Source organism: Streptomyces sp. NPDC085596 (assembly GCF_044541565.1).
GTDB lineage: Bacteria > Actinomycetota > Actinomycetes > Streptomycetales > Streptomycetaceae > Streptomyces.
In genome coordinates this window covers 1-23846 of sequence record NZ_JBITTC010000009.1, presented here as the reverse complement: position 1 = coordinate 23846, position 23846 = coordinate 1, and the positions used below count along the sequence as shown (strand labels likewise).

Sequence of the window (23846 nt, the reverse complement as noted above, 5' to 3'; positions counted from 1 at the left end):
GGTCCTTACTTGAAGTGCTTGTCGATTTTCTCGACGGAAAGGTTGGTCACGAGGGTTTCTTCATGGTTCTTGTGCGTCCACACCGTGTCCTCGAGGTGGTTGTGGATATGCGCACAGGCACTGAGCAGCGCCTCGGCCTGCGAACACCACGTGAACCACGCCGAGGACAGCGCGAGGCCGGTCTTGAAGCCGTCGTCGGATAGTTGATCCGAGGCGGTGCCGGTCGTCGCACCGGCGTGGAACGCGTCAGTCTCAAGGTGGTGGAACAGCTCCTGCGCGTCGTTCCCGACGGCCTTCAGGTCCGGGGAAGTGACGGTGTAGTCGGAGGCGCCACCGGTCGTGATACCGGGATAGGGGTCCGCATGATTGAGCTGCATACTGCTCTGCTGCCGGGCCGCAGCGGTACTCCGCGCCTGACCCCACATCGCGTCGAATGACATGGTTGGCTTTCTAGTTCTTCTTGAGCGGCAGGTACTTCATCTTCGCGGGGTCCGGGAACTTGATCTCGTTCTCGCATTTGAGCAGCTTGACCATTTTGCGGGAGGATTGGAACAAGGTGCGGAACTTCGCCTGGTTGCTCAGGTCCAGATCGCTTTGAAAAGTACCCGTGACGAAGAGCGGCCGAAATCGATCTGACGAGTCGCACGGGAAGTAGACATCAGCGCCCCCCGATTCGGTCGTAGCCTGCATGCCATTCCCCAGCTTGTACGCCTTGTACGTGCTGTAGCTTCGAGTTTCGTCCTCCGGGAACAACCCCCCTTGTCCCGGACTGAATTTGATCGACAGTGCACCGGACTCGTATTTGGAAGAGTCCTTGTCATCGAGTAGGCACACATAAGCGGCATGGCGCTTCCCCGTCAGGCTTTTCACGGCAGCGGCATGCGAGCGCGGCCCACTTGCGACGTGAAGGCTGTCGAATTCCTCACTCTTCCGGGCCTCGTTTATCGTTCCGGAGTCGAATACCCCTTCGCACGCCCCTTTCAGAGCTGCTTCTCCATGAAGCTTCGTGTCCCCGCCGCATCCTGTGCAGGCAAGTGCGACCAGTGCCATGCTGGCCATGACCAGACTGTATCGAGTCATCGGCGACCTCCGTCCGTGCGGTCTTGCACATTCGCCCCGCGGTCGTATGCGTTCAAAACGTCTTCAGTGAAGTCTTCCCCGTTGCGCTGCTGCATGTAGAGCAACGCCGGTTTGATCGCCCGCGTCGTCCCGAGTTCACTGAAACGGTCGGCCGTCATTCTGTTCTTGTCGGAGAGGTCAGCCTCCTTTTCCTTTGTTTCTCTGTCGATCTCGATGCCCCACTGGGTTTCCGCTGCTCCGGCTGCCCCCTCCACCAGAGTGGGAACCGCGAACGCTGCGGCCGCTGACACGGCCGGCCCTCCCACTGGAAGCAGGATCAGGCCCGTTGCCAGCCCCGCACCTTGGCTGATGCCGAATTTCTTCCATTCCGCTGATTCACCGAGCTTGTCGTTGATTTTGTCGGTGTCGTCCCCGTACTGTTTGTCGACGGCCGAGATGCGCCCCTCGTCCAGGACGCCGTGCACGTATCCCCCGTTCATGATGACCTTCTGCGCATCTTCAGGCGCATCTCGGTAGGTTTCCAGAGCGCCCAATGTGAATGCCTGCTGGGCGGACGAAAGAATCTTGTATCCATCTTCGTCCTGAGCAACGTTGTAAAGAAAATGGCTCGCAGTCGGGTTGCCGAGATCCAGGTGACCGGGGCCATCGTGATGATAGAGGCGGGTGTTTCCGAGAACTGACCCGCGTCCGCCTTCGTCCATGGTGGACCAGTTGAGGTCGTCCATGTAGCCGGCCCCCATCCGAGCCAAACTGTCACTAATTCCAGGTTTCTGGTCAATGAGGTCGATCTTCTCGGAAACGGTGCGTGCTACCTGCTCCATGATGTTCGCTGTTCTGTCATCCCGGTGCAGCATTCCGTCTGGGGCGTCGTACGGGGTTCCCAGGGTTGCCGCTTCCAAGGCGTGACCGAGTTCGTCGTAGCCGTAACCCCCGTGATCCTTGGCGAACGGGTTTCCGTCCACCCACTCGCGCTTTTCGAGCAGATACGTCAGATCGGGGTCAACCTTCGAGTTGTCATCCCAGTTCTTTGAAAAGAAGAGATCCTTCGCAGCGTCCGGGTTATGCCCCAGCGCCTCCATATACCCCGCCATCGGATCGACCCCCTGATCATTTTTGGAGTCGAAGTTCAGGTAAGGAGAAGGATCCCCCTCGGCCCGCCAGAGTTCGTTCGGCTTGTCGTCCTTGTGGGACTTCTCGAAGCCGATGAGCTTCTGGCCGTAGTCGTTCAGGAACTCGCGGTCGTAGTTGCCGTACCGCATCAGGCTGCTCATCACCTGGAAGCCGAAGGGACCCTTCTGGGTCGTGCCCCTGGCCATGTCCAGGTAGTCGATCTGGTTGCCGCCCTGGGCGAGGACGTCGCGCTTCCAGTGGTCCATTCCGGGGCTGTCGACGTGCGAGGCGGTGGCCAGGGTGAAGCTCAGGGACTTCTGGATGGCGGCGGACGCCTTGGTCTGGGCGTCGCCCGTCTGGACCCGGTCCGCGATCCGCGTCCAGAGTTCGAGCGTGCCCTTGCCGCCCAGATTCGTGGCGAACTTCTCCGCGAAGTACGGGTCGCCCTCGTGCCTGCTGAGGAGGGAGTTGATACGCCGGAGCTCGGCGGGGTCGAGGGAATCCAGCGCCGAAGCCTGCCCCAGCTTGCTGCTCCTGCCGGTCAGCTTCTCCAGTTCCTTCAGATCCCGGTCCGCCTGCTCACGGCCCTTCCTGGCCGCGGCGATACTGTCGGACGTGTTCGGGTTGAAGCCCTTGGAGCGGCCGTTCTGGTCTTGGGTCAAGGCCCAGTGCAGCGCCTCATCGGCCTCGTTGGCGGTGTCGAGCGCGGAACGAATGCCGCTGCGATACGCCTGCAGCGACTCCTGGTACCCCTTGTTCAGAGCCGCGAGGTGCTCGGTCGGCGTGTCCTTCGGAGGGTCGAAGTACACCTCTCCGGACGGCTTGATCGAGAGGTACTTGTCGCTCTCGATGTCATGCGTCAGGTTCTTCAGCTTCTTCTGCGCGCCGGCGAAGATCTCGTGAGCGTCGTCCAGCAGCTTGTAGACGTCCTGCGCCTCGTCGGCCGCGGCCGTGATCTGCCTGCCGACGTACTGCACCTTGCCGAGTGCCGCGGTGGCGCCCGCGCCCTTCCAGTCCGAGCCCTCCAGGTCCTTCTCCACCGTGTTGGAGTACTGGGTGTGGACCTTCTTGAAGCCCTCGGGCAGCTTGCGCCACTTGTTCACCGCCTCGGACAGTTCGGTGAAGTCGGCATGGAGCAGCGTCTGGTAGTCCAACATGTCGTCCCCGTTCGGTCCCGCTACTTGAGTCGTTCGCTGCTGTGGCGGGCCTTTTCCTGCTGCTCGCGGGCCGCGTACTCGTTGGCGCTGGTGCGCAGGGCACCGGCCACGTCGTTCTTGAGCAGGCTCTCCACGTAGTCGACCTGGCCGCGCCACCTCGTCATGAACGTGGTGAACGCGGGGCCGGACTTGAAGCCCTTCAGGCTGCCGGCCACCTGACCGGTCTCCTTGCTCGCCGCGTCGTCCGTCTTCACGAAGTCGGTGCGCGCGGTGTCGGCGCTCTTCGCCCGGTGGCGGAGAAAGCCCGCGTCCGCGACGAGCTTCTTGCCGGACACGTCCCCGCCCGGATCGGCGGGGACGTGGTTCAACCGCATGCTGCTGTGCTGTCGGGCGGCCGCAGTTGTCCGCGCCTGGCCCCACATCTCATCGAACGACATCTGCGTCTTCTCTTTCCGCGGACGAGACGAGCGAGCGAGCCGTCGGTACTCGATCACTCACGGGTTCTGCTCTGTGTGCTGGTGCGAGTCCGCCGGGGGGTGGTACGGGCCCTGGGCGGGGAGGTACGGAGGGTAGGCGGGAGGCGGCGGTGGGGCTGCTGCCGTGCGGCGGCGGGTGCGGAGTACGGCGAGGGTGATCCCTGTGCCGATCAGCAGCGCGGCTGCTATCCCTACGCCGGTCCAGAGGAAGGTGTTTCCACTGTCACTGGGCTTCGGCGCCGCCTTCTCGTGCTTCGCGGGTGCGGTGGGCTTCGGCGCCTTGGGGGAGGGGGACTTGGCGGCCGCCGCGGCCAGGTCGGGGAGCGGGTACACGTTCGCGGGGCCAGGGTTCACGGTCTGCGTGAACGCGAGCCGGGGGCGGACGACCCCGTAGCCGAGAGCATCGTCCCTGTTCGCGCCGTCCGTGGACTTCCCCAGCGTGTCCAGCATGACCCGCAGAACCTGGTTGTTGGTCCAGTCGGGGTGCGCGGACCATATGAGTGCGGCGGAGGCCGAAGCGATCGCGGTGGCATCGCTGGTGCCCTTCGACTCGCAGTACCCGGTCTCCAAGGTACAGGCGTGCACCATGCCCACTCCGGGGGCGGTGATGTCGACCTCAGGTCCCTTCTGGGAGAAGTCAGCCACCGTGGCCTCCTTGTCCACTGCTCCCACCCCGACCACGCCGGGGGTCGAGGCCGGGTAGGACGGCAGATTCTCCTTGTCGCCCCTGTTGCCGACCCCGGCGAACAGTAGTTTCCCCTTGGACAGGGCGTATTTGACGGCAGCCGCCAGTTCGGGAGTGCCGACGTCGTGGCGATCACGTGAGTCGCTCAGCGCCAGCGACATGTTGATGATCTGGGCCTTGGAGTCGGCGGCGTAGCGGATCGCCTGTGTCAACTTGTCCGAGTACTCGGTGTTGGCCTCGATCCTGCCGGCGACCTCTTGGCTGTCCAGCATGCGGATGGGCAGGATCTTCGCTCCCGGTGCGAGACCGTACGAAGCGTTCGGCCCGCCATGTGCTCCCGTCGCCGCGATGATCGCGGCCATCGACGTGCCGTGGCCGATGACGTCGGTGTGTTCGTCGCCGCGCAACGAGGAGAAGTCCGTCCCGTCCAGGATCTGGCCCTTGAGATCTGGGAGTGAGCCGTCGACGCCGGAGTCGATGAGGGCCACTGTCATCCCGCGACCCGTGCTGGACTTCCAGATCTCCGGCGCGTGCATGGCATCGAGGTACCACTGCCGCTCCCGGATGGACTCCGCCTGCGCCGGGCCGGCTGAGAGTCCGACGAGGAGCAGGCCGAGAGTGGCCGACGCCATGGAGGTGACTCGATGGCGCTTCATGCCTCTGGTACGCATGTGCCTTCCTGGGGTTGGTGGGCGCGGACTCAGTCGACCACGGGAGGCAGAGGCCGACGCCCGTCTCTAGCCCAGGTCTCCTCGTCCTCCACGAGGTAGTCCGGCCGCTTGTCGCGCTGCTGCGGCTTGCTCGAGTCGGCGGCCCTGCCCGGGGCACTGGTGCGACCGGCCTGGGAGGTCTGCGTCTGGTCGGCGCCCTTGGCCGTCGGGCGAACAAGTCCGGAGCCCCCCGAGGTGAAAGGGCGACCGCCTGAGCGACCCGGCTGGCCGGAACGGCCGCCGAGGACACTGCCGGTCCCGGACGCGAGCCGACGACCGGAGTTCATACCTCCTGCGGAGCGAGCCCCCTCGACAGAGCCGGGGGAGAGGGCGCGGCCGAGCGGAGTGCGCCCCTGTCCATTCTCGCTTCCGATGACGGTTCCCCGCGGAATCCCGTTCGCGGGGCGACCGTTCGCGTTGACCTGCCGGCCTCCGACGATCCCCGTGTCCCGAGGCATGCGCGGCACACCTTCGATCGGCTTCGTCAGACCGGGCAGCTGCGGAAGCCGACCGGCGCCGGGCCCACGTGACAGCGACTCCGCACCAGGAATACGGCCACCTCCGGCGAATGTGGGCGGCAGGCCGACCGGCAGCCCCGGTGTCGACAGCTCACGCGGGGGCTGGACCGGACCCACCGGCGGCGCGGTGAGTGGCGGCGTCGACGTGTGTGGAAGTGTGTCGGCGCTGTCGATGTTCAGGGACACGGGTTCGGGACGAACCGAGGTGTGGCCACTTGAACGTGTCGGGCCTTCGAGTGCAGAGCCCGCCGAGGCATGGTGTACGCCGACAGGCCGCGCGTCCATCCTGGTGTGGGCCGTAGTACCGGCCCCCCCGACAGGACCGTGCCCGGCGTAGTCGGTGGGCCCGACAGGGACCAGGCGCTCCTCAGCGACCCACCAGTCGGGGTTCCCCGTCCGCCCCGCCGCCGGCGCGAACGTAGGTGGCGTGACGCTGTTTATCTGCGTGGCTGAATGCTCGTACGTCTCCGCCAGCTTGCGCATCTGCTGGATGGCGTCCTGGCGGGCGGCGTCGATATGGACCTGAGCGGCGGTCGCATCGGAATGGGCGGTCGCGGCTGCCTTACGGGCATCGGGGTCGTTCCGGGCCCCCGGCTGCTTCGCCGCGTCGATCGTCTTGCGGGCGTCGGCCAGCACGGCCTTCGCGTTCGCCGTCTCCGACGTGTCCGGCATGGACGACTTCGCATCGGCGATGGCGTCGGAGACCCTGCTCATCCACTGGGACGCCTCTCCCGCGTAGTCGCCCAGCCGGAGTGTGGAGCTCGCGGTGTGGCCGCCCCATTCGCGGAAGGAATCGCCGGCCTTGCCCTGCCACTCCAGGTCCTTGACGTGCTTCATCAAGTCCTCGCCGATCTTGGTGATCGTCGACGCGGCCTTGGACAGTTTGGACGCGATATGGGCCGCGGATTCCCGGTCGGCGGAGTCCAGCATGGCCGCCAGCTGCTCGTGCGTCATGGACTCGAAGTCCGTACGGCTGAGCTTCGGCTCGGACTGTTTCGGCTGCTCGCTCATCAAAGGACCCCCTTGGCCTTCGGCGCGTCAGGATTCCGCTTGTGCCGTGCGTACGGGTCCCGCTCCGCGTCGTAGTACTTCTCCGTCTCCGCGTTCACCGCCCGCATCCGCGCCTTGATGTCCTCGTCCAGGTTCGCGTAACCCACGCGCGACGCGTGTACCGCGAGGCTCATGCTCTCGATCTGGGCGCTCAGCGCCTTCGAGAGGTTCTCCAACTCGTCGTGGACGATGGTGTACGAGTCGTGGAGGAACTGCGCCTCCTTGAAGGCGGACGCCCCGAGCTGGGCGCGCGGCAGGCGGTCCTCGCCGACCTTGCCCGGTGCCGCCTCCGACTTGTCCAGCTCGACGAGCAGGGCGTCGACCCGCTTCTTGAAGCTCTTCATGGCGTTGTGCTGGATGTCCAGCGCCATGGCCGGATTGACCCCCGCCAGGGTGTCGAAGCTCGTCCCCGTGTCGGGCACCTGCCGGCCGCCCGAACCGTCGCCGCCCGAACCCGCGGCCACGCCGCCCCCGTCCGAACTCACCTCAGCCGCCTCCCCGTTCTCCCCGTGTCATCCCCGTTCCTTCGCTCGTTCGAACGGAGGAACGGGTGTGTTTTCCATCGGTCACTCTAATGCCGTTGCGGAAGCAACCCCAGCTGAATAAGGGACGTTCCGCGCTTGCGGGAAACGAACACGCCACGGCCCGGCGGCATGGGACGCGCCCGTACCGTGCCGAGGATGTCGCCCTCGCTGGGGTCGCCCGAAAGGACCACGCCCTGTGCGCCCAGCTCCTTCACCCGCTGCATGAACGACTCGTACATGGCGCGCGAGGCGCCGGCCTGGCTGCGGGCGATGATGAACTTCACGCCGACGTCGCGCGCGAAGGGCAGGTGCTCGACCAACTGGGCAAGGGGATTGCCGGAGTTGGTCGCCACCAGCTCGTAGTCGTCGATGATGACGAAGAGTTGCGGACCGCTCCACCAGCTGCGGTCGCGCAACTGCTGCGGGGTGATGTCCGGCTTCGGCGCCCGCATCTCCATGAACTGCCGGATCGCGTCCATGTGGACCTGCATCGCCGAGGCCATCGGCGCGTACTCGAGGAGGTGCTCCTCCGGGACCGCCTCCAGCATGGTGCGCCGGTAGTCACCGACGACGATGCGGGCCTCGGCCGGGGTGTACCGCTCGGCGATCTGCTTGGCGATCAGCCGCAGCAGGTTCGTCTTGCCGGACTCGCTCTCACCGAAGACCAGGAAGAACGGGTCGGTGTCCAGGTCGACGAAGACCGGCTCCAGGTTGGCCTCGTCGATGCCGATGGCGATGCCCGCCTGCGGGAACTCGAAGCCCTTGGGCAGCTGGTCGGCCGGCAGTTTGCGCGGCAGCAGACGCACCGTGGGAGCGGCGGGCCCCTGCCAGTCGGCCTTGACCCGCTGGACCAGCGCGGCCGTCGCCTCGGACAGGTCGCCCGCCGACGAGGAGCCGTCGATACGGGGCAGCGCCGTCATGAAGTGCAGCTTCTCCGAGACCTGGCCGCGGCCGGGCACGCCCGCCGGGACGTTCACCGCGACCTTGCGGTCGAACTCGGAGTCCATCGGGTCACCGAGCCGCAGTTCGAGCCGGCTCAGGATCTGGTCCTTCAGGGCCGCCCGGACCTCCATGTAGCGCGACGCGGAGACGACGACATGGATGCCGTAGCCGAGACCCCGGCCCGCGATGTCGTTGACGACACCCTCCAGGCCCTCGTACTCGGTCTTGAAATTGCCCCAGCCGTCGATGACCAGGAACACGTCCCCCCACGCCTCGCCCGGCAGCTCGCCCGCCGCGCGGCGCCTGCGGTAGGTGGCGACGGAGTCGATGCCGTTGGTACGGAAGAACTGCTCACGGCGGTTGAGGATGCCCGCGACCTCCGCGACCGTACGGCGCACCCGCTCCGGGTCCAGCCGGGACGCCACCCCGCCCACATGCGGGAGATCCGCCAGCGAGACCAGGCCCCCGCCGCCGAAGTCCAGGCAGTAGAACTGCGTCTCCAGCGGGGTGTGGGTCAGCGCGAACGACGCGACCAGCGAGCGCAGCAGCGTCGACTTGCCCGACTGCGGGCCGCCCACGACCATCATGTGGCCGGCCGCGCCGGAGAAGTCCCGGTACAGCACCTCGCGCTTCTGCTCGAAGGGCTTGTCGATCAGGCCCAGCGGCACGGCGAGCGCGCCCGCGCGCGGGTACTCCGGCGCGTGCAGACCCCGCTCCGGCGACACCGACAGCACGGGCAGCAGCTGGTCCAGCGCGGGCGCCTCCTCCAGCGGGGGCAGCCACACCTGGTGCGCGGGCACGCCCTGGCCGTCGAGCCGCTGCACGACCACGTCCAGCACCGTGTCCGCCAGCGCGTCGTCCTCCGCGCGGGCGGCCCGCTCCCGCTCCTCGGCCGGATCGGGCGCCGCGTACGCCATCGGCACCGGCAGCGCTGTGAACCGCGCAGGGCGGCGCTCGACGGGCGCGCTGCCCTGCGTGACCTCGGCCCCGCCCGCGCGGTACGCGCCCGAGACGTACGCCGCCTTGAAGCGCACCATTTCGTCCGTGCCGAACTTCAGATACCCGGAGCCGGGCACGGAGGGCAGGTGGTAGGCGTCCGGCACGCCGAGCGCCGCCCGCGACTCGGCCGCGGAGAACGTCCGCAGACCCACCCGGTACGACAGATACGTGTCGAGGCCGCGCAGCCGGCCCTCCTCAAGCCGCTGCGAGGCGAGCAGCAGATGCACGCCCAGGGAGCGGCCGATCCGGCCGATCTGGATGAACATGTCGATGAAATCGGGCTTGGCGGTCAGGAGTTCGCTGAACTCGTCGATCACCAGGACGAGCGAGGCCAGCGGCTCCAGCGGGGCACCCGCCGCGCGCGCCTTCTCGTAGTCGTGGATGTTGGCGTAGTTGCCCGCCGACCGCAGCAGCTCCTGGCGGCGCTGGAGTTCGCCCCGGATCGCGTCGCCCATGCGGTCGACCAGGGTGAGGTCGTCGGAGAGGTTGGTGATCACGGCCGCGACGTGCGGCATCTGGGACATGCCCGCGAAGGTCGCGCCGCCCTTGAAGTCCGCGAGGACGAAGTTCAGCGTCTCCGAGGAGTGCGTGACCGCGAGCCCCAGCACCAGGGTGCGCAGCAGCTCCGACTTGCCGGAGCCGGTCGCGCCCACGCACAGGCCGTGCGGGCCCATGCCGTCCTGCGCGGCCTCCTTCAGGTCCAGCATCACGGGCTGGCCGTCCTCGCCGACGCCGATCGGCACCCGCAGCCGCTCCGACATGGAGCGCGGCCGCCAGGTGCGCCGTACGTCCACCGAGGCGGCGTCCCCGAGGCCGAGCAGGTCGGTGAAGTCGAGGTTGGAGAGCAGCGGTTCGTCGTCGTCCCCGCCGCCCATCCGCAGCGGGGCGAGCTGGCGGGCCAGCGCCTCGGCGCCGGGCAGCGACAGCCCGTCGGGCGTGCCCTCGAAGGCCACGTCGCCACCGGAGTCCAGCCGCAGCCGCTCCGGGCGCACCACGATGGAGAGGTCACCGCGCGGGGTGTCCAGCTCGCCGGGGACGACCTCCACGATCGTCACGCCCTGCAGGCCCTCCGCCGCAGCGAACACCGACGACGGGGGCACCATGCCGCCGTCCAGCACCACCAGGATGTGCGGCTGGTCCAGCAGCGGCTGGCCGCCCCGGCTGAACCGGGGCCGCTCCGCCAGCCGGCCGGCCAGCAACTGCTCCAGCTCACCGAGGTCGTCGCTGAACAGCCTGCGGGTGCCCGCACCGTCGAACTGGCCCGGCAACTGGCAGTGCGGCAGCCACTTCGTCCAGTCCCAGCGCTCCGCCGCGCCCCGCGAGGCCACCACGGCCACGACCAGGTCGTCGGGGGAGTGCAGGGTCGCCGCCTGTGCCACCAGGGCGCGCGCGGCGGACGGGGCGCGCTCCTGATCGCCGGAGACCGTCACGTGGTAGAAGGCGCGCAGCGACAGCGCCACCGGCAGCCCGTCCAACTGGCCGTGCACCGACAGGAAACGCTGCATGGCGCCGGCGCACAGCGGCTCCAGCTCGTCCACGGGCGCGGTCTGGGGCGCCAGCAGGGGAGTGGCCAGCTGCTGCGGGCCCAGGCCGATCCGCACCTGCCCGAAGTCCTCGTCCGCCACCCGCCGTTCCCACACCCGGCTGCCCTCGGCGACCAGCGACCACAACTGCTCCGGAGCGGGGTGCAGATAGAGCTGCGCGTCCCGCTGACGAAGAGCGGTCTTGCGCACCGTGCGCCGGGTCTGGGCCAGATAACGGAGGTAGTCACGGCGAACGTCGGCCATTTGCCCTTGCGTACCGCGACGGTGCCGGACGATCTGCGAGACCACCATCGCGGCCGTGGACACGAGCATGACCACACCCATGATCCGCATGAACGGATGGGCGTTCGGGGATGCGAAGTAGAACACCACGGAGGAGCCCATGCCGAGGGTCGGCAGGACCTGCATCAGCATGCCCTCCTGCTGCCCGCGCGGCAGCTCGGGAGGAGCCTCCAATTGCACCTCGTCCGCGGACACTTCGGGCGGCAGCGCGCGAGGCGGGCGCTTGATGACGAGCTGGCTCACCGGAGCGTCAGTCCTCCTGCACGGACGATCGGTTGATCACCGGCACCCCCGTGGCGACGGTCGTCCTCCGCTTGCCGGCGATCCTACTGGTCACCACTGACGGCGGGTCCCGGTAGGGTGACGCCCGCAGCGTGCGCATCCGCGAACAGGGGGTCTGTGAAGGTGAGTACGACAGCGGCTACGGGATTCAGCAGGGTCACGGTCGTGGCACCCGACAGCCGTATCGACGTGGCACTCCCGGTCGACATCGCCGTGGCCGACATCTATCCCGAGATACTGCGCCTGACCGGCCAGACCCAGGAGGTCGGCACCCCGGCCGGCTACCACCTGGTCCGTCGCGACGGCCGCGTGCTCGACAGCGCCCGCACCCTCGCCGACGAAGGTGTCCTGGACGGCGAGGTGCTGAGCCTGCGCCCCTTCGCCGACTCCCTGCCGCCCGCCGTCTACGACGACGTCTCCGACGCCGTCGCCTCCGCCGTCGTCCGCGACCGGCACCTGTGGAGCGAGGACCTGCTGCGCGTCGCGGGCCTCGCGGGCGGCGCCCTGCTCGTCCTGCTGACCGGCTTCGTCCTCTGGTACGCCGACCCCGTACGCCACGACATGCACGGTCTGCCCGGCGTCATCGCCGGCGGCCTCGGCGTCCTGCTCACCGCCTTCGCCGGGGTCCGCGCCCGGGTGTACGGCGACCGGGGCGCCGCCGTCGCCGTGGGCCTCGGCGCGCTGCCGCTGCTGATGATCGCGGGCTCCGGGGTCATCGGGGCGCCGGCGGCACAGGGCCCGGGCAAGCTCCAGTTCATGCTCGGCTGCGTGGCCGTACTGATCGCCTCGGTCGCCCTGGTGGCACTCACGCCGGGCGGGGACGCCCCGTTCGTCGCCGCGTCCTTCCTGGCGACCGTCGGCACCCTCGCCACCTTCGTGGCCCTCCTCACCAACGCCTCCGCCACCGCGACCGCCGCCGTGTGCGCCCCCGTCGCCATCGGCCTGGTCGCCTTCCTGCCCGGCCTTTCCGCCCGCTTCGCCCGGCTGCCCATCGGCTACGCCTCGCCGCACTCCGCCACCGACGACGCCTTCGACCCGGACACCGCGCAGGGCGCCGACGCCGCACCGCTCGACGCCGACCTCGTCGCCGCCCAGGCCCGGCGCGGGCACGAGATGCTGCTCGGCCTCGTCGGCGGCACGGCGGCCCTGGTCGTCGCCTCCGCCGCCGTCCTCGGCTTCTGCGACAACGTCTGGGGCCAGCTCCTCGCGCTCACCACCGGCCTCGCCATGCTGATCCGCGCGCGCCTGTTCCGCTACACCGCCCAGGTGTCCTGCGTCCTGGTCGCCGGCCTCGCCGCCATCGCGCTGCTGCTGCTCGGCCTCGCCCTGAACCCGCCCCACGACGCCCTCACCGACTTCGTGCTCCACCACGACCGCGGCGCCCTCGACCTGCGCACCGCCTGGCTGACGGCGGCCGTCGCCGTGGGTGCCGTACTGGTCACCGCGATCGGCCTGATCGTCCCGAGCAAGGGTCTGTCACCCTTCTGGGGCCGCTTCCTCGACCTCGCCGAGGGTGCCGTCCTGCTGGCCCTGGCCCCCCTCTGCCTGGCCACGCTGGGTGTCCTCGCTGACGTACGCTCGATGGTCGGCTAGGCACCGTGAAGAGGGCCCGGACGGCCCTGGTACCCTGAGTGACGGCCGTTCGTGTACGCACCCCCGGAGCTTCCGCTCCGGAGGCCGCGCTCAGCGAGTCCCCGCCTCCCGAGTAACGGAAGCTCCCCCGAGATTCAGACCGGGGGCACTCGGTGGCCACCATCATGAGGAGTACGAGTGTCTCTCGACGCCGCTACGAAGAAGCAGCTCATCGCCGAGTTCGGCCAGAAGGAGGGCGACACCGGCTCCCCCGAGGTCCAGGTCGCCATGCTGTCGCGCCGGATCTCCGACCTGACCGAGCACCTCAAGGCCCACAAGCACGACCACCACTCCCGCCGTGGTCTGCTCATCCTGGTCGGTCAGCGCCGCCGTCTGCTGCAGTACCTGGCCAAGAAGGACATCCAGCGCTTCCGCGCCCTGGTCGACCGCCTCGGCATCCGCCGCGGTGCGGCCGGCGCCAAGTAAGTCGCCATGAGGGAGCGGTTCCCGACGGATCGGGAGCCGCTCCCTTTGCCGTACGTGCCCGCCGGCCGTGCTCGCCGCGAGGGCGGAAACATGCGGACTGTCACTCCCCCTTTGTAGGGTGTTAGCACAACGCATCACGTACGACACAGAACGAGGAGAGGCGCACCGCACCGCCGCCGGTCCTCGGTAGTGGCCCCCAGGGGGGAAGTGATCCCCTGGGTGCTTCGATCGAAGACCGGTCCGCACCAGACGGAGCGCTTCTCCCACCACCGTCCCCCCGCCACACGGGCGAGCGGGACGAAGACGAGGAGAAAACGCTAGTGGAGAACGAGACCCACTACGCCGAGGCCGTTATCGACAACGGTTCCTTCGGCACCCGCACCATCCGCTTCGAGACGGGCCGCCTGGCCAGGCAGGCCGCCGGCTCCGCCGTGGCGTACCTGGACGACGACACCATGGTGCTGTCGGCCACCACCGCCTCCAAGGCCCCCAAGGACCAGCTCGACTTCTTCCCCCTCACGGTGGACGTCGAGGAGCGGATGTACGCCGCCGGCAAGATCCCCGGCAGCTTCTTCCGCCGCGAGGGCCGCCCCTCCGAGGACGCGATCCTCACCTGCCGCCTGATCGACCGCCCGCTGCGCCCGTCCTTCAAGAAGGGCCTGCGCAACGAGATCCAGGTCGTCGCCACGATCATGGCGCTCAACCCCGACCACCTGTACGACGTCGTGGCGATCAACGCCGCGTCCGCGTCGACGCAGCTGGCCGGCCTGCCCTTCTCCGGCCCGATCGGCGGCGTCCGCGTCGCGCTGATCCGCGGCCAGTGGGTCGCGTTCCCGACGCACACCGAGCTCGAGGACGCCGTCTTCGACATGGTGGTCGCCGGCCGCGTCCTGGAGGACGGCGACGTGGCGATCATGATGGTCGAGGCCGAGGCCACCGACCAGACGATCAAGCTGGTCGAGGGCGGTGCCGAGGCGCCGACCGAGGAGGTCGTCGCCGCCGGTCTCGAGGCCGCCAAGCCCTTCATCAAGGTGCTGTGCCGCGCCCAGGCCGACCTCGCCTCCAAGGCCGCGAAGCCCGAGGGCGAGTTCCCGGTCTTCCTGGACTACCAGGACGACGTGTACGAGGCGCTGAAGAAGGCCGTCCAGCCGGAGCTGGCCCAGGCCCTCACCATCGCGGGCAAGCAGGAGCGCGAGGCCGAGCTGGACCGCGTCAAGGCGCTCGCCGCCGAGAAGCTCCTGCCGAAGTTCGAGGGCCGCGAGAAGGAGATCTCCGCCGCTTACCGCTCGCTGACCAAGCAGCTGGTCCGCGAGCGCGTGATCAAGGAGAAGAAGCGCATCGACGGCCGCGGCGTCACGGACATCCGTACGCTCGCCGCCGAGGTCGAGGCCATCCCGCGCGTGCACGGCTCGGCGCTGTTCGAGCGTGGCGAGACCCAGATCCTGGGCATCACCACCCTGAACATGCTCCGCATGGAGCAGCAGCTGGACACCCTCTCCCCGGTGACCCGCAAGCGCTACATGCACAACTACAACTTCCCGCCGTACTCCGTCGGCGAGACCGGCCGCGTCGGTTCGCCGAAGCGCCGCGAGATCGGCCACGGCGCCCTCGCCGAGCGCGCGCTCGTGCCGGTGCTGCCGACGCGCGAGGAGTTCCCGTACGCGATCCGTCAGGTGTCCGAGGCCCTCGGCTCCAACGGTTCGACGTCCATGGGCTCGGTCTGCGCCTCCACCATGTCGATGCTGAACGCCGGTGTGCCGCTCAAGGCCCCCGTCGCCGGTATCGCCATGGGCCTGATCTCCGAGCAGGCCGACGGCGAGACGCACTACGTCACCCTCACCGACATCCTCGGTGCGGAGGACGCCTTCGGTGACATGGACTTCAAGGTCGCCGGCACGAAGGACTTCGTGACCGCCCTCCAGCTCGACACCAAGCTGGACGGCATCCCGGCCTCCGTCCTGGCCGCGGCCCTCAAGCAGGCCCGCGACGCCCGTCTCCACATCCTCGACGTGATGATGGAGGCCATCGACCGGCCCGACGAGATGTCCCCGAACGCCCCGCGGATCATCACGGTCAAGATCCCGGTCGACAAGATCGGTGAGGTCATCGGCCCCAAGGGCAAGATGATCAACCAGATCCAGGAGGACACGGGCGCCGACATCACGATCGAGGACGACGGCACGATCTACATCGGCGCGGTGGACGGACCGTCCGCCGAGGCCGCCCGTGCCACGATCAACGGCATCGCCAACCCGACGATGCCCGAGGTCGGCGAACGCTACCTGGGTACGGTCGTGAAGACCACCACCTTCGGCGCGTTCGTCTCCCTGCTCCCCGGCAAGGACGGTCTGCTGCACATCTCGCAGATCCGCAAGCTCGCCGGCGGCAAGCGCGTGGAGAACGTCGAGGACGTCCTCGGTGTGGGCCAGAAGGTCCAGGTCGAGATCGCCGAGATCGACTCCCGCGGCAAGCTCTCCCTGATCCCCGTGGTCGAGGGCGAGGACGGTTCGGACGAGACGAAGAAGGACGACGCCGACCAGTGACGTCCCGTAGCTTCCAGGCGACGGCCCGCACCTCCTCGGAGGCGCGGGCCGTCGCCCGTACCCAAACCCTCATCAAGGGCAGAGACGGCATCGGCACCGTCCGCAGGACCACCCTCCCCGGCGGCCTGCGCATCGTCACCGAGACGCTGCCCTCCGTGCGCTCGGCCACCTTCGGCATCTGGGCGCACGTCGGCTCCCGTGACGAGACGCCGGCGCTGAACGGCGCCACCCACTACCTGGAGCACCTGCTCTTCAAGGGCACCGACAAGCGCTCCGCCCTGGACATCTCCGCCGCGATCGACGCGGTCGGCGGCGAGATGAACGCGTTCACGGCCAAGGAGTACACGTGCTACTACGCACGCGTGCTCGACACCGATCTGCCGCTCGCCATCGACGTGGTGTGCGACATGCTGACCGGCTCGCTGATCCGCGAGGAGGACGTCGACGTCGAACGCGGCGCGATCCTCGAAGAGATCGCCATGACCGAGGACGACGCCGGCGACTGTGTGCACGACCTGTTCGCGCACACCATGTTCGGCGACAACGCCCTGGGCCGCCCGGTCCTCGGCACGGTCGACACCGTCAACGCCCTCACCGCCGACCGCATCCGCCGCTTCTACAAGAAGCACTACGACCCGACCCACCTCGTGGTCGCGGCCGCCGGCAACATCGACCACGCCAAGGTCGTCCGCCAGGTCCGCGCGGCCTTCGAGAACTCGGGCGCCCTGCGCGACACCGGCGCCCTGCCCATCGCCCCGCGCGAGGGCAGCCGCACCATCCGCACCGCGGGCCGCGTCGAGCTGGTCGGCCGCAAGACCGAGCAGGCGCACGTCATCCTCGGCATGCCCGGCCTCGCCCGCACCGACGACCGCCGCTGGGCCATGAGCGTGCTCAACACCGCCCTCGGCGGCGGCATGTCCTCCCGGCTCTTCCAGGAGGTCCGGGAGAAGCGCGGCCTGGCCTACAGCGTGTACTCCTACACCTCCGGCTTCGCCGACTGCGGCCTGTTCGGGGTGTACGCGGGCTGCCGCCCGAGCCAGGTCACCGACGTACTGAAGCTCTGCCGGGACGAACTCGACCAGGTCGCCGAGCACGGCCTCACCGACGACGAGATCAACCGCGCCATCGGCCAGCTCCGGGGCTCCACCGTGCTCGGGCTGGAGGACACCGGCGCGCTGATGAACCGTATCGGCAAGAGCGAGCTGTGCTGGGGCGAGCAGATGTCCGTGGACGAGATGCTGACCCGGATCGCCGCGGTGACCCCGGACGAGGTCCGTTCGGTCGCCCGCGACATCCTGGGACAGCGCCCGTCGCTGTCGGTCATAGGCCCGCTGAAGGACAAGCAGGCCGCCCGGCTGCACGACGCGGTCGCCTGACCCACCCGGCACCTCAACTGCGGTAAGGAAACGAAGAGATGAGCAAGCTGCGCGTGGCGGTCCTCGGCGGAGGCGGCCGCATCGGGTCCGAGGCGGTACGGGCCGTCGAGGCCGCCGAGGACATGGAGCTGGTGGCCTCCCTCGGCCGGGGCGACAAGCTGGAGACCCTGGTGGACGCCGGTGCCCAGGTCGCCGTCGACCTCACCACCCCCGCCTCGGTCATGGGCAACCTCGACTTCTGCGTGCGCCACGGCATCCACGCGGTCGTCGGCACCACCGGCTGGACCGACGAGCGCCTCGCGCAGCTGAGGGGCTGGCTCGACCGGTCCCCGGAGACGGGCGTGCTCATCGCCCCGAACTTCTCCATCGGCGCCGTCCTCACCATGAAGTTCGCGCAGATCGCCGCGCCGTACTTCGAGTCCGTCGAGGTCGTCGAGCTGCACCACCCCAACAAGGTGGACGCCCCCTCCGGCACCGCCACCCGCACCGCCCAGCTCATCGCCGAGGCCCGCCGTCAGGCCGGCCTCGCCCCGGCGCCGGACGCCACGGTCACCGCGCTGGACGGGGCGCGAGGCGCCGACGTGGACGGCGTGCCCGTGCACGCGGTCCGGCTGCGCGGCCTCCTGGCCCACCAGGAGGTCCTGCTCGGCGGCGAGGGCGAGACCCTCACCCTCCGCCACGACTCGCTGCACCACAGCAGCTTCATGCCGGGCATCCTGCTCGGTGTGCGCCGCGTGGGGTCCGCTCCGGGCCTCACCTTCGGCCTCGAACACTTCCTCGACCTGGGCTGAGTACCCCTACCTCATGCGCGCGAAGATCACCTACCTCGTCACGGCCGCCGTCCTGGTCTTCTACTTCGTCCTGGTCGGCAGCCGGGGCGTGATGCTCATCCAGTCCGGCACGCTCCTCACCGTCACCTTCGGTGTGGCCGTGCTGATCCTGCCGGTCATCGGCGTCTGGTTCCTCTGGAAGAACACCCAGTTCGTCCGCCGGGCCAACCAGCTCGCCGCCGAGCTGGAGGCCGAGGGCGGCCTGCCCGTCGACGAACTGCGCCGCACCCCGGAGGGCCGGATCGACCGCGACTCGGCCGACGAGGTGTTCGCCCGGCGCAAGGCCGAGACCGAGGCCGCCCCGGATGACTGGCGCAGCTGGTTCCGGCTCGCCGTCGCCTACCACGACGCCCGCGACACCCCGCGAGCCCGCAGGACGATGCAGCGCGCCATCGCCCTGCACGACGGCCGGCACATCCCCGCCTGACCCCGCATACGCCGAAGGGGCCGCCCGCGCTGTCGCGGAGCGGCCCCTTCGGCGTATGCGTACGGTCTCAGCCGCGCCGGTACTCCGCGGCCCACGCCTCGATCGTGTCGGAGGCCAGGTCGAACCCGGCCGGGCGGTTCAGAAAGTCCAGGGTGTGCGTGGTCAGCAGCGGGGCAGTGTCGTCGGGGGCGAGGTCGTCGCGGACCAGTGTCAGCGCCTGACCCTGCACGGTGCGGGGCAGCCCCAGCCAGCGCACCGGCTGCTGCGCCGTCCGCAGCGAGACGACCCGCGGCCAGGGCACCGTACGCGTCACGAGGAAGCCGACCTGGCGCAGGCCGTGCGGGCTCACCCAGACGCCCATGCGCAGCACCCGCAGCGCGCTGAGGATGATCGCCAGCGAGGCCACGAAGGTGAGCCCGGCGGAGGCCGTGGTACCGGTCAGGGCGGTGAGCACGGCCCCGAACAGCACGAACGAGGAGAACAGCAGCCCCAGCGCCGCCCCGCCCACCCGCCACGGGCCGGGGCGGTACGGGCGCCGCCAGCGGTCCCGGTCGTCGTACGGCAGCGAGCTCTCGTCGGCCGCCTCGAAAGTGCGGTCGGCCGTCAGGAAGGGCAGGGGCACGGCTGTTCCTCGCAAGGTCCTCGCACGGGCTTGTGCCCGGTGAGGCTATCCGCCTGTGGTCAGGCTCACCAGCCGTGGGCGTCCGGAAGGGTCAGTGCCCCGGTGCCGCCTGCGACTGCCCGGCCGGCGGCCCCGACGGAGTGGACAGCGCGGGCATGCCGACGACGAGCGCGCCGACTATCCCGGCGACGAGGGTCAGCACGAGCAGCCCGCGCCCGGCCATCTCACCGCGGGACGCCCGCTGCCGGGGTGGGGGAGTGACATTGCCGCGGAACCTGTCGGCCTCGGCGATGAAGGCGAAGGGTACGGGCTCACGACGACGGAACATCGGGGGTGGATCTCCTTCCGGGGTGTACGGGCAGCTCGCGGGAGACGGCAGATGCCTCACCGGAGCGACCTCACCCCTTCAGACGACCGAGTGACAGAAAAGGTGCCCATGTCCGGAAAACCGCTGGATGCGATCTTTGAGGTGAGGTGTTGCTCTGACCGGTGCGCGTGCCCCGTATGGTGGGCGCAAACCGCAGAAGTGATGGAAGGACCTTTGTGACCACCCCCGAGCCGCTCACGCTCCGTAGCGATGTCACCGTCGAGCTGGTGAAATCCAGCGCGTCGGACAGCGATGTCCTCTTCGCCGCCCGAGTCTCCACCCTGGGCGAGCAGTCCCTGGACGAGCTGCAGAAGGACCCCGAGCGCTCCAAGGGCCTGATCAACTACCTGGTGCGGGACCGGCACGGCAGCCCGTTCGAGCACAACTCGATGACCTTCCTCATCAGCGCCCCGATCTTCGTCTTCCGCGAGTTCATGCGACACCGCGTGGGCTGGTCGTACAACGAGGAATCGGGCCGTTACCGGGAGCTCCAGCCGGTCTTCTACGTCCCCGACACCTCCCGCAAGCTCGTACAGGAGGGTCGCCCGGGCAAGTACGTCTTCGTCGAGGGCAGCCCCGCCCAGTACGACGCGGTGCGCGACACCCTGACGGAGTCCTACGAGCAGGCGTACGCCGCCTACCAGAAGCTGCTCGCCGAGGGCGTCGCCCGCGAGGTCGCCCGCGCGGCCCTCCCGGTCGGCCTGTACTCCTCGATGTACGCCACCTGCAACGCCCGCTCCCTGATGCACTTCCTGGGCCTGCGCACCCAGCACGAGCTGGCCAAGGTGCCGTCCTTCCCGCAGCGGGAGATCGAGATGGTGGGCGAGAAGATGGAGGCCGAATGGGCCCGTCTGATGCCGCTCACCCACGCCGCCTTCAACGCCAACGGCCGGGTGGCCCCGTAACGAAGCCCTGTTCCCCGCGCGGAACGGATGTACGGATCTACCTCCCGAAGTGTCCGTATTGCGGCATTTAGAGAAGTTCATCTAGCCTGATCAAACGGACCCGGCACTGCTTGAACCCCCGAGCAGGCAGTGCCGGGCTCCTTGTTCGTCGCGAGTTTGTCCTGACTTTCCCGCCACCCCACGGGCAGACCATGGATCGAGTACCGAGTAGCGTGTCACCCATGGCTCCGACCTCGACTCCGCAGACCCCCTTCGGGCGGGTCCTCACCGCCATGGTCACGCCCTTCACGGCGGACGGCGCACTCGACCTCGACGGCGCGCAGCGGCTCGCCGCCCACCTGGTGGACGCAGGCAACGACGGCCTGATCGTCAACGGCACCACCGGCGAGTCACCCACCACCAGCGACGCGGAGAAATCGGACCTCGTACGAGCCGTCGTGGAAGCGGTCGGAGACCGCGCCCGCATCGTGGCCGGAGTCGGCACCAACGACACCCACCACACCCTCGAACTGGCCCGCCAGGCCGAACGCGACGGCGCCCACGGGCTCCTGGTCGTCACGCCGTACTACAACAAGCCCCCGCAAGAGGGCCTGTACCGCCACTTCACGGCCGTCGCCGACACCACCGGCCTCCCGGTGATGCTCTACGACATCCCCGGCCGCAGCGGCGTCCCGATCAGCACCGAGACCCTGGTCCGCCTCGCGGAGCACCCCCGGATCGTCGCCAACAAGGACGCCAAGGGCGACCTCGGCCGCGCCAGCTGGGCCATCGCCCGCTCCGGCCTCGCCTGGTACTCCGGCGACGACATGCTGAACCTCCCCCTGCTCTCCGTCGGCGCCGTCGGCTTCGTCTCGGTCGTGGGCCACCTCGTCGCCCCCGACCTGCGCGCCCTCGTGGACGCCTACACCTCGGGCGACGTCGTCAAGGCCGCCGAGATCCACCAGAAGCTGCTCCCGGTCTACACCGGTGTCTTCCGCACCCAGGGCGTCATGACCACCAAGGCCGCGCTCGCCCTCCAGGGCCTGCCCGCAGGACCCCTGCGCGCCCCCATGGTCGAGTGCTCCCCGGAGGAGATCGCCCAGCTCAAGATCGATCTTGCCGCCGGCGGGGTACAGCTCTGACAACAGACTTCAGCACCATCCGAGCCATACAACTGCAGTACACAACCGCATAGCGGGCCACCGGTGCCCGCAACCCCCTTACGACAACCGCACGCACTGAACGTCATGCGCGCCATGTGCCCCAGGTATGTGGCGCGTGTGGTCAGGAGAGTCTTTTGAGTCATCCGCACCCTGAACTGGCCCCCCCGCCGCCACTCGCCAAGGAAGCCCTGCGGGTCACCCCGCTCGGCGGTCTCGGCGAGATCGGCCGGAACATGACGGTCTTCGAGTACGACGGCCGTCTCCTGATCGTCGACTGCGGCGTGCTCTTCCCCGAGGAGGAGCAGCCCGGAGTCGACCTGATCCTGCCGGACTTCTCGTCCATCCGGGACCGCCTCGACGACATCGACGGCATCGTCCTCACGCACGGCCACGAGGACCACATCGGCGCGGTCCCGTACCTGCTGCGCGAGAAGCCGGACATCCCGCTGATCGGCTCCAAGCTGACCCTCGCGCTGATCGAGGCCAAGCTCCAGGAGCACCGCATCCGCCCGTACACCCTGGAGGTGGAGGCGGGCGACCGCGAGCGGATCGGCCCCTTCGACCTCGAGTTCGTCGCGGTCAACCACTCCATCCCGGACGCCCTCGCGGTCGCCATCCGTACCCCGGCCGGCATGGTCGTGCACACCGGTGACTTCAAGATGGACCAGCTCCCGCTGGACGGCCGTCTCACCGACCTGCACGCCTTCGCGCGGCTGAGCGAGGAGGGCATCGACCTCCTCCTCTCGGACTCCACGAACGCCGAGGTACCCGGCTTCGTCCCGCCCGAGCGCGACATCTCCAACGTGCTGGACAACGTCTTCGCCGGTGCGCACAGCCGCATCATCGTGGCGAGCTTCGCCAGCCATGTGCACCGCATCCAGCAGATCCTGGACACCGCCCAGAAGTACGGCCGCAAGGTCGCCTTCGTCGGCCGCTCCATGGTCCGCAACATGGGCATCGCGCGGGACCTCGGCTACCTGAAGGTCCCGGCGGGCCTGGTCGTCGACGTCAAGCAGCTGGACGACCTCCCGGCCGACAAGGTCGTCCTGGTCTGCACGGGTTCCCAGGGCGAGCCGATGGCGGCGCTGTCCCGCATGGCCAACCGGGACCACCAGATCCGTATCGTCGAGGGCGACACGGTCATCCTGGCCTCGTCCCTCATCCCCGGCAACGAGAACGCGGTCTACCGCGTGATCAACGGCCTGACCCGCTGGGGCGCCAACGTCGTGCACAAGGGCAACGCCAAGGTGCACGTCTCGGGCCACGCGTCCGCGGGCGAGCTGCTGTACTTCTACAACATCTGCCGCCCGAAGAACCTCATGCCGGTCCACGGCGAATGGCGCCACCTGCGCGCCAACGCCGAGCTGGGTGCCGCGACCGGTGTCCCGCACGACCGGATCGTCATCGCCGAGGACGGCGTCGTCGTCGACCTGGTCGAGGGCAAGGCGAAGATCGCGGGCAAGGTCCAGGCCGGCTACGTCTACGTCGACGGCCTTTCCGTCGGTGATGTGCGCGAGCCCGCGCTGAAGGACCGCAAGATCCTCGGGGACGAGGGCATCATCTCGGTCTTCGTCGTGATGGACGCGTCCACCGGCAAGATCACGGGCGGCCCGCACATCCAGGCCCGCGGTTCCGGTATCGAGGACGCGGCCTTCGCGGAGGTCCTCCCGAAGATCACGGAATCGCTGGAGCGGTCGGCCCAGGACGGCGTCGTGGAGCCCCACCAGATGCAGCAGCTGATCCGGCGGACGCTCGGTAAATGGGTCTCGGACACCTACCGCCGGCGCCCGATGATCCTCCCGGTCGTCGTCGAGGTCTGATCCACGACGCTCTGACCTGCAGTGGGGCCCCTCGACACCGGTCGAGGGGCCCCACTGCGTCCGCCCGGCCGTCGCCCGGCGGAAAAAATCTTGACAGCACGGGTTGACACCCACATGGCCGATCCGTAGAGTCCTTGGTCTGCCCCGGAGCCGTAACGGTTCTGTGGTGGCACCTCCGCCGCGACAGCGGCACTCCAACCACCAGCTCGACTCTCCCGTTCGGGATTGCTTTCGGTACGTCCGAATTCAATTCGAATGGGCTCGGCAGCCCGATTAGGAACTGCCGGGGTTGATCGGCTAAGGTTTGAGACGTCGGAACGGCCCAGCGGGCCGGGAAGACAACCCCCTCTGACTGGGAATCAGACGCCGAAAGGATCTGATAGAGTCGGAACCGCCG

At 68.8% G+C, this 23846-nt stretch carries 19 protein-coding genes; 9 read left to right on the top strand and 10 right to left on the bottom strand.

Going from position 1 to position 23846, the window contains the following annotated elements:
• Positions 1 to 5: 5 nt before the first annotated feature.
• The 8 genes from ACIGA3_RS24290 to eccCa all read right to left on the bottom strand — a co-directional run bounded on the left by ACIGA3_RS24290 (position 6) and on the right by eccCa (position 11320).
• Positions 6 to 440 carry a hypothetical protein gene (locus ACIGA3_RS24290; protein WP_399719338.1) on the bottom strand — a complete coding sequence of 145 codons (435 nt, stop codon included), beginning with the start codon at positions 438 to 440 and terminating at the stop codon, positions 6 to 8.
• 10 nt (positions 441 to 450) lie between these two features.
• On the bottom strand, positions 451 to 1059 hold the full coding sequence (locus ACIGA3_RS24285; protein WP_399719336.1) for a hypothetical protein: 609 nt from the start codon (positions 1057 to 1059) through the stop codon (positions 451 to 453).
• Positions 1060 to 1076: 17 nt separating this feature from the next.
• The gene (locus tag ACIGA3_RS24280) at positions 1077 to 3347 is read right to left on the bottom strand and encodes a DUF6571 family protein (protein ID WP_399719333.1); all 2271 of its coding nucleotides are present in this window, start codon (positions 3345 to 3347) and stop codon (positions 1077 to 1079) included.
• Between the two features lie 20 nt (positions 3348 to 3367).
• Positions 3368 to 3784 (bottom strand): hypothetical protein, encoded by a 417-nt coding sequence (locus ACIGA3_RS24275; protein WP_399719330.1) that lies wholly within the window; start codon positions 3782 to 3784, stop codon positions 3368 to 3370.
• Positions 3785 to 3841: 57 nt separating this feature from the next.
• Positions 3842 to 5140, bottom strand: a complete 1299-nt coding sequence (gene mycP, locus ACIGA3_RS24270; RefSeq protein WP_399719327.1) for a type VII secretion-associated serine protease mycosin — start codon at positions 5138 to 5140, stop codon at positions 3842 to 3844.
• Between the two features lie 68 nt (positions 5141 to 5208).
• On the bottom strand, positions 5209 to 6747 hold the full coding sequence (locus ACIGA3_RS24265; protein ID WP_399719325.1) for a hypothetical protein: 1539 nt from the start codon (positions 6745 to 6747) through the stop codon (positions 5209 to 5211).
• On the bottom strand, positions 6747 to 7271 hold the full coding sequence (locus ACIGA3_RS24260; protein ID WP_399719322.1) for a hypothetical protein: 525 nt from the start codon (positions 7269 to 7271) through the stop codon (positions 6747 to 6749). The genes ACIGA3_RS24265 and ACIGA3_RS24260 overlap by 1 nt, the downstream gene beginning before the upstream one ends.
• Positions 7272 to 7357: 86 nt before the next feature.
• Entirely contained in the window at positions 7358 to 11320 is a 3963-nt protein-coding gene (eccCa, locus tag ACIGA3_RS24255) for a type VII secretion protein EccCa (protein ID WP_399719319.1), read from the bottom strand.
• 162 nt (positions 11321 to 11482) lie between these two features.
• Here eccCa and eccD point away from each other — a divergent pair, with 162 nt between their 5' ends.
• The 6 genes from eccD (at position 11483) to ACIGA3_RS24225 (ending at position 18593) form a co-directional block, all read left to right on the top strand.
• On the top strand, positions 11483 to 12952 hold the full coding sequence (gene eccD / locus ACIGA3_RS24250; protein ID WP_399719317.1) for a type VII secretion integral membrane protein EccD: 1470 nt from the start codon (positions 11483 to 11485) through the stop codon (positions 12950 to 12952).
• 177 nt (positions 12953 to 13129) lie between these two features.
• Complete coding sequence (gene rpsO, locus ACIGA3_RS24245; protein WP_376118562.1) at positions 13130 to 13417, top strand: 30S ribosomal protein S15; 288 nt, start codon at positions 13130 to 13132, stop codon at positions 13415 to 13417.
• Positions 13418 to 13737: 320 nt separating this feature from the next.
• Positions 13738 to 15960, top strand: a complete 2223-nt coding sequence (locus ACIGA3_RS24240; protein WP_399719315.1) for a polyribonucleotide nucleotidyltransferase — start codon at positions 13738 to 13740, stop codon at positions 15958 to 15960.
• On the top strand, positions 15957 to 17336 hold the full coding sequence (locus ACIGA3_RS24235; protein WP_399719312.1) for a M16 family metallopeptidase: 1380 nt from the start codon (positions 15957 to 15959) through the stop codon (positions 17334 to 17336). The genes ACIGA3_RS24240 and ACIGA3_RS24235 overlap by 4 nt, the downstream gene beginning before the upstream one ends.
• A 38-nt stretch (positions 17337 to 17374) precedes the next feature.
• Positions 17375 to 18127 (top strand): 4-hydroxy-tetrahydrodipicolinate reductase, encoded by a 753-nt coding sequence (gene dapB, locus ACIGA3_RS24230; RefSeq protein WP_399719309.1) that lies wholly within the window; start codon positions 17375 to 17377, stop codon positions 18125 to 18127.
• Between the two features lie 13 nt (positions 18128 to 18140).
• Positions 18141 to 18593: a hypothetical protein gene (locus ACIGA3_RS24225; protein WP_399719307.1), complete on the top strand. Its 453-nt coding sequence runs from the start codon at positions 18141 to 18143 to the stop codon at positions 18591 to 18593.
• A gap of 67 nt (positions 18594 to 18660) precedes the next feature.
• Here the strand turns inward: ACIGA3_RS24225 and ACIGA3_RS24220 are convergent, their stop codons facing one another.
• Complete coding sequence (locus tag ACIGA3_RS24220; protein WP_399719305.1) at positions 18661 to 19215, bottom strand: hypothetical protein; 555 nt, start codon at positions 19213 to 19215, stop codon at positions 18661 to 18663.
• A 91-nt stretch (positions 19216 to 19306) separates the two neighbouring features.
• Positions 19307 to 19543 carry a hypothetical protein gene (locus ACIGA3_RS24215; RefSeq protein WP_399719303.1) on the bottom strand — a complete coding sequence of 79 codons (237 nt, stop codon included), beginning with the start codon at positions 19541 to 19543 and terminating at the stop codon, positions 19307 to 19309.
• Between the two features lie 215 nt (positions 19544 to 19758).
• Here ACIGA3_RS24215 and thyX point away from each other — a divergent pair, with 215 nt between their 5' ends.
• From thyX to ACIGA3_RS24200, 3 genes are all read left to right on the top strand, one after another.
• Positions 19759 to 20487, top strand: coding sequence for an FAD-dependent thymidylate synthase (gene thyX, locus ACIGA3_RS24210; protein WP_399719301.1), 729 nt, complete (start codon positions 19759 to 19761; stop codon positions 20485 to 20487).
• Between the two features lie 221 nt (positions 20488 to 20708).
• A complete protein-coding gene (dapA, locus tag ACIGA3_RS24205) occupies positions 20709 to 21608 on the top strand; it encodes a 4-hydroxy-tetrahydrodipicolinate synthase (protein WP_388994541.1) in 900 nt (299 codons plus the stop codon).
• Positions 21609 to 21763: 155 nt separating this feature from the next.
• Entirely contained in the window at positions 21764 to 23449 is a 1686-nt protein-coding gene (locus ACIGA3_RS24200) for a ribonuclease J (RefSeq protein ID WP_399719299.1), read from the top strand.
• The last annotated feature ends 397 nt before the right edge of the window (positions 23450 to 23846 follow it).